The organism is Pseudomonas trutticola BRTCR10, assembly GCF_056155105.1.
In genome coordinates, this window is sequence record NZ_CM149552.1 from 2,884,593 (window position 1) to 2,899,409 (window position 14,817).

Below are 14,817 nucleotides of genomic sequence, written 5' to 3' on the forward strand. Positions count from 1 at the left end.
TCAGTGGAAGGCGTTGAGCAGGAAATCGCGCACGTATAACAGGCTCGGGCTCTTGATCACGCTTTTGCGCCACACCAGATACAGCGCGTTGACCGGCGCTTCGTTGGGCAACGTCGGCGATATCAGCCGACCGTCAGCGATGGCGTCGGCGCACTGGTAATCCGGCAGGACACTCCAGCCGTGACCGCCGAGCAGCAGGTCCTTGATGATCCGCAGATCGGGGATGGTCAACGCGGCTTGCAGTTGCGGCGCGACCTGAAACATTGTCGTCCACAACGGCCGTACTAGCGCCAGATCCTCGTCAAAAGCAATCAGCGGCACTTGCTTGAGTTGCTCTGCGGTCGGCTGTTGCCCGAGGCGTTCCAGCAGACTCGGCGCGTACACCAGCAACATGCGTTCGGTGAGCAGATGCGCGTAGCCATGGGAGTGTTCGTCGGGCATGGACGCGGTGATCGCGAAGTCGATTTGCTTCGAATCGAGCATTTCATAAATGCGTTTTTTAGCGCCCGTGTGAAAGCGCAGGGTGAAGCCTTCGTTCATCAACGGCGCGAGGCGAGCGGCGACTTGCGCGTGGATGAAGTCCGAAGGGCCGACCAGGTGCACTGTGCCGCCCTTCATCAGGCCCGGGCGCAGCGAGGCAATCTTGCTTTCCAGTCCGTCGAGAAACGGCGCCACCGAGCGCGCCAGTTCATCCCCGGCTTCAGTCGGCTCGACACCACGTGGCAAGCGCTGGAACAGCGGTTTGCCGACCAGCGCTTCCACCGCTTGGATGTGCATTGATGCTGCCGGTTGGGTGATGCCCAGGTGTTCCGCTGCCCTGGAAAACGACTTGGCGCGGTAGGCTTCGAGGAAGGTTCGCAAGTGGGTGAGGTGGCTCATGGTGCTTTGGCGCCCAAAGGATGACGGTTGCTTTTACCACTGTGCCTGCCGGAACGGAACGCCATTACGGCGTTCCGCCTATCGAAGGCCTACAGGTTCTCAGCCGCCCGATAGTTTGATGTGGCCGACATCTGACTCAGCACCAGCAACAGGCCCAGCGCCGAAACCGCTGCACCGGTGAGCCCGACGAAGCTCAGACCAATCTGACTGATCGTGACGGCGCCCAGTACTGAGCCCAGCGCGATCCCGGAATTGAATCCGGCAATGTTCAACCCCGCCGCGACCCCATGAGCATGTGGCGCATGACGCTCGGCAACGCCGATCAAGCGCGCCTGTAACGCCGGCACCGCAGCGAAGCTGAACATACCCAGCAGGGCGACCAGCACACCCATCATCAACGCTGAACCTGAGAACGCCCACATGCCCGCCGTCACCAGCACGATGCCGACGATCAACGCAGCACTGGCGCGGTCGACACCCCAGGCATCCGTCAATTTACCGCCCAACACATTGCCGATTGCCGCCATCACGCCGTACAACAACATGAACACGCCGACCGTGGCGGCGGTGGTGCCAGTGACCTCGGTGAGCACCGGGGCGATGTAGGTGTAGGCCACAAAGGAGCCGGCATAACCCAGCACCGTCACCAGTGCGCCGGCCAACAACTTGCCGTTGAACAACGCCTTGAGACTGTGCAACGCCGAGCCGCTGTCGGCAGCCGTCGGCAACGGATCACGCATGCCGAAGAGCAAACCGAAGAAGCCAATCGCACCGAACACCGCAATCGCCGCCAACACCAGACGCCACGACATCACACCGCCGAGATAGGTGCTGATCGGCACACCAATCGCCATGGCCAAGGTAAAACCACCGAACACCACCGCAACCGCACTGCCGGCCCGACCGGGACCGGCCAACCGCGCCGCCGTACTCGAAGCCACGGCCAGAAACAAGCCATGGCCCATGCCAGCGATAAACCGTGCGACCAGCATCAGCGTCAACGTCGTCGAAAACGCCGCCGCCAAGCTACCGACGCTGAACACCAGCGCGGTGGCGAGCATCACGTTCTTGCGTGACCAACGGGCGGTCAATGCACTGAACAGCGGCGCGGACAGCGTGGCGCCCAAGGCATATGCGGTGATGGTCGCACCGGTGGCTTCGACGTCGACGCCAAGGCTGCGGGCCATGACGTCCGTCAGACCGATCGGCACGAATTCGGCCAGACCCAGGGCGAAAGCGCTAAGGGTGAAGATGTAAATGACAAAGGGCATGTGGGCCTCTCTCGGAAGGGGAAGATGGCGAGAGGCTAGAGAGGGTAGAGGTATAAATGAAATCAGCGATTTATCTATCAGGTATAAAATAAAATATGAGTAGTTCGTTGTAAGGCCAAACGGGAGAAGCATTGATCTCCCGTATGTGTCAGATATATAAAAGGCTTAAGCGTGAGGTAACTTGCCGTAGTAAAGATAAATGGCGGTCAGCGTGGTATTTTTTGCGCCAAAAATATTCTTGTAACTTAGCTCCACGCCTAAACCGATAATCTGCACTTCAACGTGATCGATATTCGGAAGGCCAGTTTTCTGTCTGAATTCTTTTTTTATCGTGTCAGACTGATTTGGTGATATTCCCGCACCAATAAACCTGTATCCCGAAGGCACCCTGTGAATCGACACGCTCTCTATTTCTGTCGCCGATGCGACAGCGATTTGAGTTGTCCGATTTCTAGCGATCGACAGATTTTTTATTAAAGATTTTGGAAAAGCCTTACTCGGATAAAAGGACAAAGGTCTGGAGTTTTTTTCGTTTGGCCTGACCACGTCAAGCATCCGTACTTTGACATTTTCCGCAGGCAAACCACTCGAGTTGAAGAGCGATAGCGTCAGAAACTCCTCTTGGTCTCCCGCCCAGTGAATCAGACCGGCATCCGATAGTGTGACCTCGGTTGGGTTGGACGCCTCGATAAATCTTTCGATTTTCCTAAGAGAATCGGCAACGCTTTTGCTTGAGCTAAGCCCCGGGCAATTATTCTGAGTTGGAACGGGGGGCGCCTCACCAGTTTGAGAGTTGAATACCAAGTTACAGTCACCACTAACATATTGATAATTCAAAGTGGGCCGTTGTTCTGTACCTGAAGCAGCGGAGGATAGAATTAAGGTAAGTAGAGAGAGCAGTGTCAGCTTTTTCACTTGCTTTTTTCCGATCCGTTAGTGATTACGTTATGTGAGCCCCGTGCAATTTGAATGTTAATTGAGGGTGGTGCCTCGGGTTGCACTGCTTGGGGTTGGGTTTTTACGGGAGTTGAAACAGGTGCCGGCGTCGGGTTTGGACTATTTAGTCCTTTTGAAAGTGCAAGTATCAGCGCTGAAACAAAGCCGAGACCATACAGCACGGTAGCGGCCAATATGATTTTTTTGTCGACGCCCGTCCACTTGAGCACACCAAGCAAAACCGCTCCGCCGACCGCCACTATGAATGCGACGAGCGTAAGCGGGTCGTAAAGGTAAGGTGCCCATCCATCAATATTTTTCATTTCCATGCTTTCCTTATTCAAGCCAGAGGTGCTAACGACTGGAATAGAGGAAACTTTAATTTTTGAGGGTAGGGGGGGCTATGTCGTTGATGCGGGCTTCGCCAACTCAATCCCCGCCGCCCCCAGCCGTTTGAGAATCTCGAACAACAAATCACTCTTGGTCACCCCGACAATCCTCGGGCTGCCCACATACCCCGTGATGGTCAGCGTAATGCCCTCCGGCGACAACTTGCTGAAACGCACGAACGCCGCCGGTTTGTCGAGGATGCTTTCGTTCTCCCGGTAAGTGCTCAGCAGCAGTTCCTTGACTTGCTCGGGATCGATATCCAGCGGAAACATCAGCTCCAGCGACGCCACACCCTGAGCACTGCCACCCAGGGTAACGTTGCGCAGGTTCTGCGAGATCAGTTGCGAATTGGGCACGATTACAATCGAACGGTCGCTCAACTGAATCTCCGTGGCGCGCACATTGATCCGGCGAATATCGCCCTCAACGCCACTGATGCTGATCAGATCCCCGACCTTCACCGGGCGCTCGGTCAGCAGAATCAGACCCGAAACAAAGTTCTTCACGATCTCCTGCAAACCGAAGCCGATACCCACCGACAGCGCACTGACGATCCACGCCAGATTGGTCCACTGCACCCCCAGCGACGACAGTGTCAGCAGGATCACCAGCGCATAACCGATATTGGAAAACAGCGTGCTCAACGACGCGCACATGCCCGGGTCCATATCGGTCTTGGGCAGGAACTCGTTGTCCAGCCAACGGCTCAAGGCACGGATCAGGTAGATGCCGATCAACAGCGCCAAAACCGCGTTGAGCAAATGCCCGGGCACGATGTTCAACTTGCGCAATCCAGCACCACCGAGGATCGCCATGATGTTGTGGAACAACTGCCCCAGCGTCGTGCCGATGCCGCCAACAAACAGCGCGATGACTGCTAGCAGTAACAGCCCGGCGCGGCTGACCCCGGAGAGCAGAATCGAAATCTGATCCAGCCGTCGATCGCCAATGCCCAGCAACTGCTTGAGCGCCTTGCCGCTTGAATGCTTGGGCGAAAACACGTACTCGCAGCCGTCCTTGATGACCTGGATCAGCAAGTAAAAACCCGACAGCACGATATAAGCCCACACCACTTCATAGGTGATGAACCGCGCCAGCGACACGTAACCGGTGAGCAGGGCTGCGGCCGAGACAAACATCGCCAGACTGACAGCGGTGTAGATCACCCCGGCAAAGGTGTTGCCCGTCGCCTGCGGATCATTGGCGGCAAGCAAGCCTTTGCGCACTTTGCTCACGCGCAGCAGCATCGTCACGACGATGACCATCACCACCATCGCAATCACGCCACGTCCGGCAATCACGATCTGGCTGCTCATGCCGGTGGCGTTGCTGACCTGCACCAACGTCACCAGCACCAGCAAGGTGCCGGAAAGAATGCGCGGGTAGGGCTTCAACGCCAGCGCCACAGGATCGGCAATCGCTGGCAGCCGCCACGACGGATGCCTGGTCGACAACAGCGCGCGGCTCAGCCCGGTGATCAGCACGCAGGCATAGACAACCTTGGCAAACTCCTCGGAAAACGTCTCCAGCACCGGCGGCAAAGGCGCGTGCCGGGTGCAGGCGTAAAACAGGATCTGCAGGGCAATTCCCGTGGTGACGATGGTCGCCAGCGCCGAAGCAAACGCCAACGCACTGCGCCGCACACGCCCCTCCGGCATGCGATGAATACACAACCACGTCAGGCCCCGATCAGCCAGCCTGCGCCCGACTGTCCAGATCAGCAGTGCCAGCAACACCAGCACCGTCGTGTAAAACCGCTGCCCCGGCGCCCACACCGTGGCCCACGTATCGCCCACCTGGCCGACAAAAAAGCGCAAACGCTGCCGATCGTCATCACGAGGATTGACCAGCGGCGACCAGAAGTGCGGACTCAACACGCTGTCCGTGCCCAGCGTCAGCTCACTCTCCAGCAACGTGCGCCGGATCCCCGCAATCTGCGTAATCAGATCCGCCGCACTCTGCTTCAGCGCCGCCAGATTCTTCAGCGTCGCATCCACCTTGTTCTTCTGCTCCGCCAGCGACGCCCGCTGCGCGATGATATCCGCCTGCTCCGACGCCACCCCCGTATCCGGCGCCGCGCCCAACACCCCCAACTGCACCGCCAGCTGCGCCTGCTGCGGCAACAACGACGCCGACAACCGATCGACATCCAGAATAAACGCCTGCACCCGATCCTGCGGCCCTTCGAGCTGGTTGTAATTGTTCGCCGACGAAATCTGCTGCTTCAGCCCATCGAGCCGCTGTTGCAGGGCCTGCAAGTCACTTTGATTGATCACCGGCAACGGCGCGGCTGCGGTCTCGGAAGGCGCGGGCAGATCCGCCGCCCACGGTGAAGAGCCGCCCGAAACGAGCAGGATGAGTGCGATAAAAAACAGCGAGTTCAATGTGTTGCGCATGGAAAGGACGGACCCGAATTGATCACACAGTCTATGAGGGTAGGTGATCAGGGCACGGTTCGAGGAAAAGTTTCAGGGGTGCAGGTGGATCAGCTCGGGTTGCAAGGCGTCTGGAGTGACGTCGAGCAAGGCCAGCGTGACCGGGAGTTTGAAACGACGGCGACCGGCGCTGCCGGGGTTGAGGTACAGGCGATTGCCGCGCCATTCGATCAAAGGCTTGTGGGAGTGGCCGGTGATGATGAGTTTGATGGTGGGGTCGAGGTCGGTGGGGACGTCGGCGATGTCGTGGGTGAGGAGGGTTTGCCAGCCGTTGAGGTTGAAGGTGAGGTGGTCGGGGAGGGCGGCGGCCCAGGGGAGGTTGATGTCGTTGTTGCCGCGTACGGCGTGGAGTGGGGCGATTTCGGCTAGTTGGTCGAGGATTTCTGCGCTGCCGATGTCGCCGGCGTGGATGATGAGGTCGACGCCTTGGAGGAAGGTAAGGGCTTCGGGGCGGAGGAGGCCGTGGGTGTCGGAGATGATGGCGGTTTTCATGAGGGGGAGATTAGCAGGGAATGGGGCTGCTTTCGGCCAGAAGCAGACGCCTATGAACGAAAGTGCTTAACTAATAACCAAGAACACACTGCTGATAAATTTCACTTGTGTTACCACCCTATAGTTAGGTGCTCAGTTAATGCGTATCCAGGATCATAAACTAGCGTGGCGCTGGATCGACCCAGCGTATGCGGTGTTGCCAGAGGAAATCCTCGTGCAGATGCAGGTAGTGCTGCCTGAGGAGGCGAGGGAGCTGCACAATCGAGCGCTAAAGTTTTTGGGCAATCACAGCTTGAGCATCGAGTTACGTCCTGAAATATCCAACGCAGAAGAGGCCGCGTCGGAGGTTTGCTCCAATTGGCTGAAACAACTCCAGCCACATCTAGAGCAGCCGGTATCACTTTCTTGGGATGCAGAGACAGCCTTGCGCACAACATGGGAGGTGTTCATATCTTTCTGGCCGGAGTTCTGCTATCCGTCCTCGGATGATCTAGTTGTATTTCCAGAATCAGAGGCGTGGGTGCTCTTATACCATCATGACCGAGAGTTTCACTTTGGTAGACGATCGGGCAAAGCTTAGCAAGCCGCTGCAACTCGGCGCTTATCCTTGCGACAACTTTAGACACATGGATGTCCGCTTTTGGCCGATAGCTGCCGTCCACAAATGACTGCTTTCGGCCATAGGCAGTATGACGGGACTCCAGTAGAGCGGTCTGTAGGGCACGGACGAAATCGCTAGGGTGCGGCGTCGTCTTGGCATCGCCCACGCCGTCGCCACGGGTGAACAATCAGGCTTGAAAATCGCAGCGTTCGATCTGGCCACCTGCGGTGTCGTGAACGTCCGTAAAAGGGCGGATTTCCAAAAGTCGAGAAAGCGAAGTCAGCCAGACGGCAACAATGTGATCCTGTTTTTTTTGTTGGATCTGAGCCTGTTTTTACCGGGGCAACGCTCTATAGAGTGTGTATCCGACGCACAAGTGGACAGTGATCGGCCCGCCACTGTTTCTGGCTCTCTGAAGACCGGACGAATCGAGAGTCTTCAGGAATTACCATGAATCCTCGTCCAAGCTTTCAGAGCAAGACCTTCCCCCAATCGCAACGTGACATTCTCGGCATGATTGCGACCGATCAGCATCTGGGCGATGTACTCTGCGCCATCTGCCAGATGCTCGACACACAGACTCCCGAAACCTACTGCTCTATCCTGTTGGCGGATGCCGAGGGCAAACACTTGCTCAACGGCGCGGCACCCGGCCTGCCGATCGAGTACAGCGAGGCGATAGATGGCATGGCCATTGGTCCGCAGGAAGGGACCTGCGGCACCGCAGCTTTCCGGCGCGAGCTTGTAGTCACCGAAGACATCGCCCTGGACCCGAACTGGGAACGTTTCCGCAGCCTGGCGCTGGGGCATGACCTGCGTTCCTGCTGGTCAGTCCCTTTGCTCTCCCATGAAGGAACGGTGTTGGGGACATTTGCCCTGTACCAAAAGAGTATCCATGCGCCGGACGAGGTGCAGATTCAACAGCTGGTGTTTGCCGCGCAACTGGCAGTCATTGCGATCCGTCATGAGCGTGACGGTCGGCGATTGGAGGAGAGCGAACAACGTTTTCGTTCATTGTTCACCTATAACCCCAACCCGGTGTTCGCCCTCGATCTGGCCGGCAACGTCCAGAGCGTCAATCCTGCGGGCCTGAAGCTGAAACCGCAGACGGCCGTCAATTTCATTGGTCATCATTTTTCCCATCTTGTACTCGATGAGGATCTGCAACGGGTCAGTCAGCATTTTTGCGCAGCCCGTGCCGGATCGCCTCAGCGCTTCGAGGCACAGCTTCGCGACGAAAGTGAGCAACTGTTGACCATGGATATCTCCAACCTGCCCATCATGGTCAACGGAGAGATTGTGGGAGTATTTGGCATTGCCCGGGACATCAGCGCACAGAAAAATTTCGAACGCGAATTGAGCTTCAATGCCAGCCATGACCGGCTGACCGGTTTGCTTAACCGTGTTTCGCTTGAAGAGCGACTTGTTCGGGATTGCCACATCAGTCGTCGGCGTAATCGGCGTCTGGCGGTAATGTGCATTGATCTGGATGGATTCAAATCCATCAACGATTCGATCGGGCATTACTTCGGCGATCAGGTGCTGATCGAAGTGTCGCAACGCATGACCCAGCAAGTTCGTCCCGGTGACACCATCGTGCGCATGGGCGGTGACGAATTCATTGTGCTGCTGCCGGACCTGCTGCGTGACGAGGACGCAGTGCCAGTCGCCGAGCGCTTGATGGCCAGCATTGCCAGACCCTACTGCATCCAGGGCATTGACCTGCATGTGAGTGCAAGTGTCGGCATCACCCTGAGCGATGGTCACATTGAGCAGCCGATGCAACTGATCCAGCAGGCTGACATGGCGATGTACAAAGCCAAGCAGCAAGGGCGCAACAACTTTCAGTGGTACACCAGCGAGCTCAATCAACGTGTTTGCGAGCACGCGAGCCTGCGCAATGACTTGCAAAAGGCTATCGAAACTCAATCCTTCCAGCTGCATTATCAACCGCAGATAGACGCACGCACGGGGCAGGTGGTCGGGATCGAAGCCTTGCTGCGCTGGGAGCATCCGGTAAAAGGATTTATCTCACCAGCGGTGTTTGTAACAGTGGCTGAAGACAGTGGTCAGATCATCCCGCTGAGCCTTTGGGTACTCGATACGGCCTGCGCGCAGTTGCGTCAACTGGGCGAGCAGGGCATCACAGGCATCTCGATGGCCGTGAATATTTCGCCGATGCATTTCCAGCGTGGGCAGTTCGTCGAGTGTATACAGGCAGTGCTGAACAGGTACGAACTTAGCGCCGGGCAGTTGGAACTGGAGATTACCGAGTCGCTTCTGTTGCATAACGTTGAGCAGGCGATCGACACGTTGCACCAGCTCAAGGCTCTAGGTGTACGCATTGCGCTCGATGATTTCGGCACCGGTTATTCCAGCCTCAGCTACCTCAAGCGCTTACCCATCGACAAAATCAAGATTGACCGTTCTTTCATCCGGGATATCGCTACCGACCATCACGATGCCGCGATCACCCAAGGCATTATTTCCATGGCCCATCACCTCAGCCTGACGGTGGTCGCCGAAGGTGTGGAAACCAAGTCTCAAGTGGATTTTCTCAAGGGCGGTCGCTGCGATGTTTTTCAGGGGTATTACTTTGCTAAACCGATGCCCTATGCTGACCTCGAAGCTTTCCTAAGCCTTCGCGCGTCCCGGTCCCTGACGCCCGATCTTGTCTGTTCCGAAGTTTGAAAAGGCGAATCTTCAGATTCGAACGAGTCCGGTTGCCCTGAACCACACTTCAGTTGCCACTTCGGTCCTGGAGCGTTCCTGTTGAGCGCTTCAGATCTTTTGCCGGGTCTAGAAGCGTTTGGGAAACTGAGCGCTTTAGACCCAAGCTCTGCTCAACACGCCTGGCCGTGGACGCATTAAGCGCGTGACTGTTGTTGGCACTGGAGGGTACCGAAAATTCGTTCAGTTACTACGGTAAGCGTCATCAACGACTATAGTCATTGGTGAGCCAGAGCGAATCCGACCATTCCCCTGCCAACCTGGCCTAATCCAATTCCGCGATTACACGGCGGATCTTCTTGTGTTCCTTGATGCGGAACGTAAACGTTTCGCTGCCGAAATTACTCAGGCTCAGGCTGAGATCGAGGCAGTGTTGTCTTTTTTTTTCCCCTTGATGGTGGATGGAGTTATCCCGCCGGGCACGTCGTATCCCACTGAGCACATCCCAACCACCCATCTATCAAGGTTCAAGCAATGAATACTTCAGAGTTAGATGATGCACAAAAAACCAATGGCGACCTGGTTCAGGGTCCGCTGCCGGCCGGCACTGTCGCGCCCGACTTCACTCTTCACGCAACCCCTGATCAACAGTTGTCGCTGCGTGAGCTAAAGGGAAATCCCGTGATACTGGCGTTTTATCCCGCTGACTGGACTTCGGTGTGTGGTGACCAACTGACCTTGTACAACCAGTTGTTACCCACCTTCAGAGAATATGGTGCGGTGCTATTGGGTATCTCGGTTGACAGCGCCTGGTGTCATCAGGCCTTTGCCAAAGATCGAAATTTCCACTTCAGCCTGCTGGCCGATTTCGAGCCCAAAGGGGCGGTGGCACGACAGTATGGAGCGTACGAGTCCCAGCTCGGAGTTTGTAAGAGGGCACTGTTCGTGATTGACAAGGAGGGGGTGGTCGCCTGGAGCTACGTCTCACCAATGGCAATCAACCCTGGGGCGGACGGCATTCTGGATGCGCTGGATGCTCTGGTGAATTCGCCACAAAGCACGCCAACCAAAAATTAACAGGTGATTACATGGCCACTCTCAAAGTCCCGGTAAGTGCCAACGACCATCGCCAGGGAAGTGCGCATGCCAAGGTCACCTTGGTGGAATTTGGCGACTATGAATGTCCCTATTGCGGTGAAGCTTATTGGATGGTCAAGAATCTGCAACAGCATTTTCGCGATGACTTGCTGTTTGTGTTCCGTAACTTCCCTCTGACCACCGCTCACCCCCATGCATTGGGTGCAGCGGTCACCGCTGAGTATGCCGGGAGTCGAGGATTCTTCTGGGAGGCCCACGACGAATTGTACGAAAATCAGGATCGATTGGGCCTGCCGCTGTATCGCGCCATCGTTCTCAAACACGGCCTTCCCAGGGAGGAATTCGATCTTGCAATGCAAGAGGATACTTACATTCCCAAAATACAAGCCGATTTCAATGGCGGTGTACGCAGCGGCGTGAATGGCACCCCAGCGTTTTACATTGACGGGCTTCGCTATGACGGAGTTCCAGAGTTCATCGGGATGAGTCAGATGATTGAGCTTTTGTTAGTGCGTGGACGAAATCGCTAGAGAGCCAAATCGGCTTGGCATCACCCACATCGGAGCCGAGGAAAAACCAACGTTAGCTTCCTTTTACATTAAAGAGGTGGACACGGAGCCGGCAACTAATGAAATCTTTGAAGTATTATGAAGAAAATCGACACGCCACATGGTTGGAGTTGTTTTTTGACCTGACTTTCGTTGTTACGATAGGCCAGGTTACGCACACTCTCGGACATGTTCATGACGGCCACTTTGAACATAAGCAATTATGGACATTCTTACTGCTTTTTGTACCGTTGTGGTGGATCTGGTCCAGTCACACGATTTACTCCAACAGGTTCGATACAGACAGTAATCTTCACCGTTTGGCAACATTGTTCATAATGCTCCTGCTCATTGTGCTATCGGCACGGATTGGGGAAGACCTGGAAGTGAACTACCCGCTTATTATTGCCTGCTATTTTGGTATACGAGCGATCATCAGTGTTATGTACATTTCATCCATTAGTAAACTCGATTCTCGCGGCGAACTTTCCTCAAGGCTTGGTTTCGCCCTATTAGTTAGCGCAGTTATTAGTCTTTCATCCGTTATTTTTGACCCGCCCTTGCGTTACCTTGTTGCTTATATTGGGATTGTTCTTGATATTCTGTTTCCTGTATTTTTCTGGACTAAACTAAAGCCGTTGCCAGCACACACGGAACATTTGGTTGAGCGCATAGGCCTACTCACCCTAATCTTATTGGGGGAGTCAATTATTAGCCTTTCCGGAGGCCTGTCTAACATTCAATGGGGTTATTATAATGTGATGGCGGCCATCACCGGATTTATCATGATTTGCAGTATCTGGTGGATCTATTTTGATAGTTTTTACTTACTGAACAAACATCAAAGCAGTATGAGTGGGCACGCCTTAATCTACTCGCACCTTTTTCTTTTTATGGGGCTGGCACTTCTGGCAAATTTGATCAGGCATGCGATCCTGAACGACATTGCGATGCGCGATTTCCAGATTATGTCGATCACCGGCATGGTCTTGTTTTTCCTGGGGAAGCAATATGGCTATTTCATAGCTGTGAGTCGAATAAGGAAATACATACTGCAAAACACCTTGATCGTGTTTTCTTTAGGTGGGTTAGTTATATTTCTACCACGTGTCGAGTACATATTGGTCGGCTTGACAGTCACCATGATTTGTTATGTTCTCCTGAATTTCAGATATCGTTGAGTCTTGATTATCAGGCCACAGCTCGGGAAAAGTGATCACGCGGCTGGTCTGCGGTTTGCGCGCTGCCTACTACGTCATTCTCAGTGTCCGAGCGACATGCGACGCTACCCTTGGTCTCTTTGGGTTTGTAATCCTGGTGTCGTCGACCATAGTTAATAGTCGGATGCCCCTTTTAGCTATTGCGACCAGATAGCACCAGCCGCATCGTTACAACAGGAGCCACGTCATGGTCAAAGTAGCGTTGTTCGTTCGTCTGGAAGCAAAACCTGGGAAAGAGAAAGAGGTGGAGCGCTTTCTCTTGAGCGGCCTTCCTTTAGTGGAGGAGGAGCCAGCCACTACAGCCTGGTTTGGAATCCGCTTGGGGCCGTCTACCTTTGGCATCTTTGACGCATTCCCGGATGAAGCGGGCCGGCAGGCTCATCTTTCGGGCAAGGTCGCGGCGGCGCTTATGGCAAACGCTGCCGAGCTGTTTGCCGAACCGCCATCAATCGAGAAGGTTGACGTCCTTGCGGCCAAGGTACCCGGCTAAGCAAACCCAATAGGAAGCTCCAGTCAGTACTGGGAGGCCCACGATGTATTTTGTGAAAATCAGGATAGCCTGGGCCTGCTGCTGTTCCGGGCGGTGATCAATCAAAACACCTGTATTGAAGATAAATGTCATGGCTAAAGTGCCGTGTCCAGGATTCATGCCATGCTCGCGCGCTCGGTATAAGTGAAAGGATACGCGCGCAAATCGTGTCCATGGACGGCGTGGAAGCCGCACAGAATCTGCAAGGCAATGTGCTCATCACGGGTTTAGGCTGGGTAGGGTAGATTGCTTGCCGGGCACCGGTCGCTCATGGCGCGAAGATCTCCATCATTGATATAGAACCGTAGGTCATCCGCGCCGTGACACCTAATGGTTTCGTCAAGTGAGCATTCGTCGGCGTAGCAGTGACCGATGTTCAATGAGCTGCCTGACGCGGCTGCACTCCGAACTGCGCAACGATGTGCGTACCCAATTCCTCAATAACTTCCACCGCAGGGCGCTTGCCGTATTTGAGATTGAGAATGACGTGGTCCACGCCGATTTCCTCAAGCGACTCCAGCAAAAATCGTAGATGGTAACGTCCAAGTCTGAACCCCAAATGGATACGTGTGGGTGGCGTTGACGGATTTTCATCGAGATCGATGTACAGCGACTGAGTAAAGGGCTTATACACAGAACCACATTGTTTCGTGACCTCCAGTCGCCAATCTTCCACGACCAGCCGCTGCATGTTCGGAATGCGTGGATAGTTGATCCATCCGTTGCTCTCACGCGCGATCCAATCCAGTGACTGGCGACTGTTGCCGGTCACGAGCATTGGAATGAATTGGGTGGTAGGTTTCGGAATCAGGTCTGCGCCTTGCATTTCACCAGTGCTCCAGTGGATGGGCTCAAAACTGGTGCTGTGGGCACGGCGAATCACTTCGTAGTGTTCTCGAAAGATTTCTCCACGCCTTTCGGGATCGACGCCAAACGCCGAAAACTCCACTGGCCGATCTCCCGAAGCAACCCCCAGAATCAAGCGACCAGTGCTCAACTGATCGACGCTGGCTGACGCCTTGGCCGTGTGCAGGGGATGGTGCAGCGGGATGGCGATGGAGGCGGTGCCAAGTGCAATCTCCGAGGTATGGGCGGCCATATAACCCAGGTAAACCCAGGGGTCGAAGACTTGGCCGACATCCCCGAAGCCAGGGTCGCGAAGCGGCACGTCGCGAAACCAGAGCGCGCAGAAGCCCAGCGCCTCGGCTTGTTTAGCCAGTGTGACCTGGTTGAGCATGCTCGGAGTGTCCCCGTCGAACGCCTCCATGGGAAAGAATAATCCAAGGCTCAAATGCCCCTGAGTGAAGGTTCGGCTGAACCCTCGATGCTGCTGGTAAGGAATCGTGCTCGGCCGATACATACGGATTGACCTCATGACAGAACGTGAACAGCGCCCCCGTTTCCAGAGGTGCTGCGGCATCGGTCGCTTTTGAACGGCAGGTGGGGGGACTGGGTCTGGCTTTTACCCGTTGCGCCGTACTGCTGGTCGTGTGGACCGGACTCAGGGGGCAGTTGCTGGCGATAGGCGCGGGTTGGTCCGGGTGGGTGTTAAGCGGACGGTCAAAGGAAGTCAGATCTCTCGGCTCTATACCACCAGATGGGCAAGGCGTTCGAGGAATCATTCTATAAGCGTAGGCGGTTTTGCAGCTCTCCGCCATATTCTTACAATCGAGCCGCTGACGGGCGAAAGTCGCGTATCGAAGGCAGTTATCGGTCGTTTCCTGCCATTCTAGAACGGCCGCTATTGG

The 14,817-nt window shown here is 55.3% G+C and carries 13 protein-coding genes; 6 read left to right on the forward strand and 7 right to left on the reverse strand.

Annotation, left to right across the window (positions count from 1 at the left end; genetic code table 11):
• From ACVVH8_RS12885 to ACVVH8_RS12910, 6 genes are all read right to left on the reverse strand, one after another.
• Entirely contained in the window at positions 1-879 is an 879-nt protein-coding gene (locus tag ACVVH8_RS12885) for a LysR family transcriptional regulator (RefSeq protein ID WP_401297260.1), read from the reverse strand.
• An 89-nt stretch (positions 880-968) separates the two neighbouring features.
• On the reverse strand, positions 969-2,150 hold the full coding sequence (locus ACVVH8_RS12890) for an MFS transporter (RefSeq protein ID WP_475230602.1): 1,182 nt from the start codon (positions 2,148-2,150) through the stop codon (positions 969-971).
• Positions 2,151-2,315: 165 nt separating this feature from the next.
• Complete coding sequence (locus tag ACVVH8_RS12895) at positions 2,316-3,065, reverse strand: hypothetical protein (protein ID WP_475230605.1); 750 nt, start codon at positions 3,063-3,065, stop codon at positions 2,316-2,318.
• Entirely contained in the window at positions 3,062-3,409 is a 348-nt protein-coding gene (locus ACVVH8_RS12900; RefSeq protein ID WP_315448727.1) for a hypothetical protein, read from the reverse strand. The genes ACVVH8_RS12895 and ACVVH8_RS12900 overlap by 4 nt, the downstream gene beginning before the upstream one ends.
• A 78-nt stretch (positions 3,410-3,487) precedes the next feature.
• On the reverse strand, positions 3,488-5,872 hold the full coding sequence (locus ACVVH8_RS12905; RefSeq protein ID WP_475230608.1) for a DUF3772 domain-containing protein: 2,385 nt from the start codon (positions 5,870-5,872) through the stop codon (positions 3,488-3,490).
• A gap of 72 nt (positions 5,873-5,944) precedes the next feature.
• A complete protein-coding gene (locus tag ACVVH8_RS12910) occupies positions 5,945-6,403 on the reverse strand; it encodes a metallophosphoesterase family protein (RefSeq protein ID WP_475230611.1) in 459 nt (152 codons plus the stop codon).
• Positions 6,404-7,143: 740 nt separating this feature from the next.
• On the opposite strand from ACVVH8_RS12910, the gene ACVVH8_RS12915 reads away from it, so the two are divergent.
• From ACVVH8_RS12915 to ACVVH8_RS12940, 6 genes are all read left to right on the forward strand, one after another.
• Positions 7,144-7,458, forward strand: a complete 315-nt coding sequence (locus tag ACVVH8_RS12915) for a hypothetical protein (RefSeq protein ID WP_146041290.1) — start codon at positions 7,144-7,146, stop codon at positions 7,456-7,458.
• Positions 7,455-9,695 carry a putative bifunctional diguanylate cyclase/phosphodiesterase gene (locus tag ACVVH8_RS12920; RefSeq protein ID WP_475230614.1) on the forward strand — a complete coding sequence of 747 codons (2,241 nt, stop codon included), beginning with the start codon at positions 7,455-7,457 and terminating at the stop codon, positions 9,693-9,695. The genes ACVVH8_RS12915 and ACVVH8_RS12920 overlap by 4 nt, the downstream gene beginning before the upstream one ends.
• Positions 9,696-10,208: 513 nt before the next feature.
• Positions 10,209-10,751 (forward strand): redoxin domain-containing protein, encoded by a 543-nt coding sequence (locus ACVVH8_RS12925; RefSeq protein WP_078047885.1) that lies wholly within the window; start codon positions 10,209-10,211, stop codon positions 10,749-10,751.
• Between the two features lie 11 nt (positions 10,752-10,762).
• The gene (locus tag ACVVH8_RS12930; RefSeq protein ID WP_475230617.1) at positions 10,763-11,302 is read left to right on the forward strand and encodes a DsbA family protein; all 540 of its coding nucleotides are present in this window, start codon (positions 10,763-10,765) and stop codon (positions 11,300-11,302) included.
• Positions 11,303-11,400: 98 nt separating this feature from the next.
• Entirely contained in the window at positions 11,401-12,501 is a 1,101-nt protein-coding gene (locus tag ACVVH8_RS12935; RefSeq protein ID WP_103307113.1) for a low temperature requirement protein A, read from the forward strand.
• Between the two features lie 226 nt (positions 12,502-12,727).
• Positions 12,728-13,030: a putative quinol monooxygenase gene (locus ACVVH8_RS12940; protein ID WP_071495702.1), complete on the forward strand. Its 303-nt coding sequence runs from the start codon at positions 12,728-12,730 to the stop codon at positions 13,028-13,030.
• Positions 13,031-13,445: 415 nt separating this feature from the next.
• On the opposite strand, the gene ACVVH8_RS12945 is transcribed toward ACVVH8_RS12940, so the two are convergent.
• Entirely contained in the window at positions 13,446-14,429 is a 984-nt protein-coding gene (locus ACVVH8_RS12945; protein WP_043862986.1) for an LLM class oxidoreductase, read from the reverse strand.
• Between the last annotated feature and the right edge of the window lie 388 nt (positions 14,430-14,817).

What these genes read in the sequence shown, in the direction of transcription:
- ACVVH8_RS12885 (WP_401297260.1), bottom strand. Translation starts at nt 879, where the DNA reads ATGAGCCACCTCACCCACTTGCGAACCTTCCTCGAAGCCTACCGCGCC.
- ACVVH8_RS12890 (WP_475230602.1), bottom strand. Translation starts at nt 2,150, where the DNA reads ATGCCCTTTGTCATTTACATCTTCACCCTTAGCGCTTTCGCCCTGGGT.
- ACVVH8_RS12900 (WP_315448727.1), bottom strand. Translation starts at nt 3,409, where the DNA reads ATGAAAAATATTGATGGATGGGCACCTTACCTTTACGACCCGCTTACG.
- ACVVH8_RS12905 (WP_475230608.1), bottom strand. Translation starts at nt 5,872, where the DNA reads ATGCGCAACACATTGAACTCGCTGTTTTTTATCGCACTCATCCTGCTC.
- ACVVH8_RS12910 (WP_475230611.1), bottom strand. Translation starts at nt 6,403, where the DNA reads ATGAAAACCGCCATCATCTCCGACACCCACGGCCTCCTCCGCCCCGAA.
- ACVVH8_RS12920 (WP_475230614.1), top strand. Translation starts at nt 7,455, where the DNA reads ATGAATCCTCGTCCAAGCTTTCAGAGCAAGACCTTCCCCCAATCGCAA.
- ACVVH8_RS12925 (WP_078047885.1), top strand. Translation starts at nt 10,209, where the DNA reads ATGAATACTTCAGAGTTAGATGATGCACAAAAAACCAATGGCGACCTG.
- ACVVH8_RS12930 (WP_475230617.1), top strand. Translation starts at nt 10,763, where the DNA reads ATGGCCACTCTCAAAGTCCCGGTAAGTGCCAACGACCATCGCCAGGGA.
- ACVVH8_RS12935 (WP_103307113.1), top strand. Translation starts at nt 11,401, where the DNA reads ATGAAATCTTTGAAGTATTATGAAGAAAATCGACACGCCACATGGTTG.
- ACVVH8_RS12940 (WP_071495702.1), top strand. Translation starts at nt 12,728, where the DNA reads ATGGTCAAAGTAGCGTTGTTCGTTCGTCTGGAAGCAAAACCTGGGAAA.
- ACVVH8_RS12945 (WP_043862986.1), bottom strand. Translation starts at nt 14,429, where the DNA reads ATGTATCGGCCGAGCACGATTCCTTACCAGCAGCATCGAGGGTTCAGC.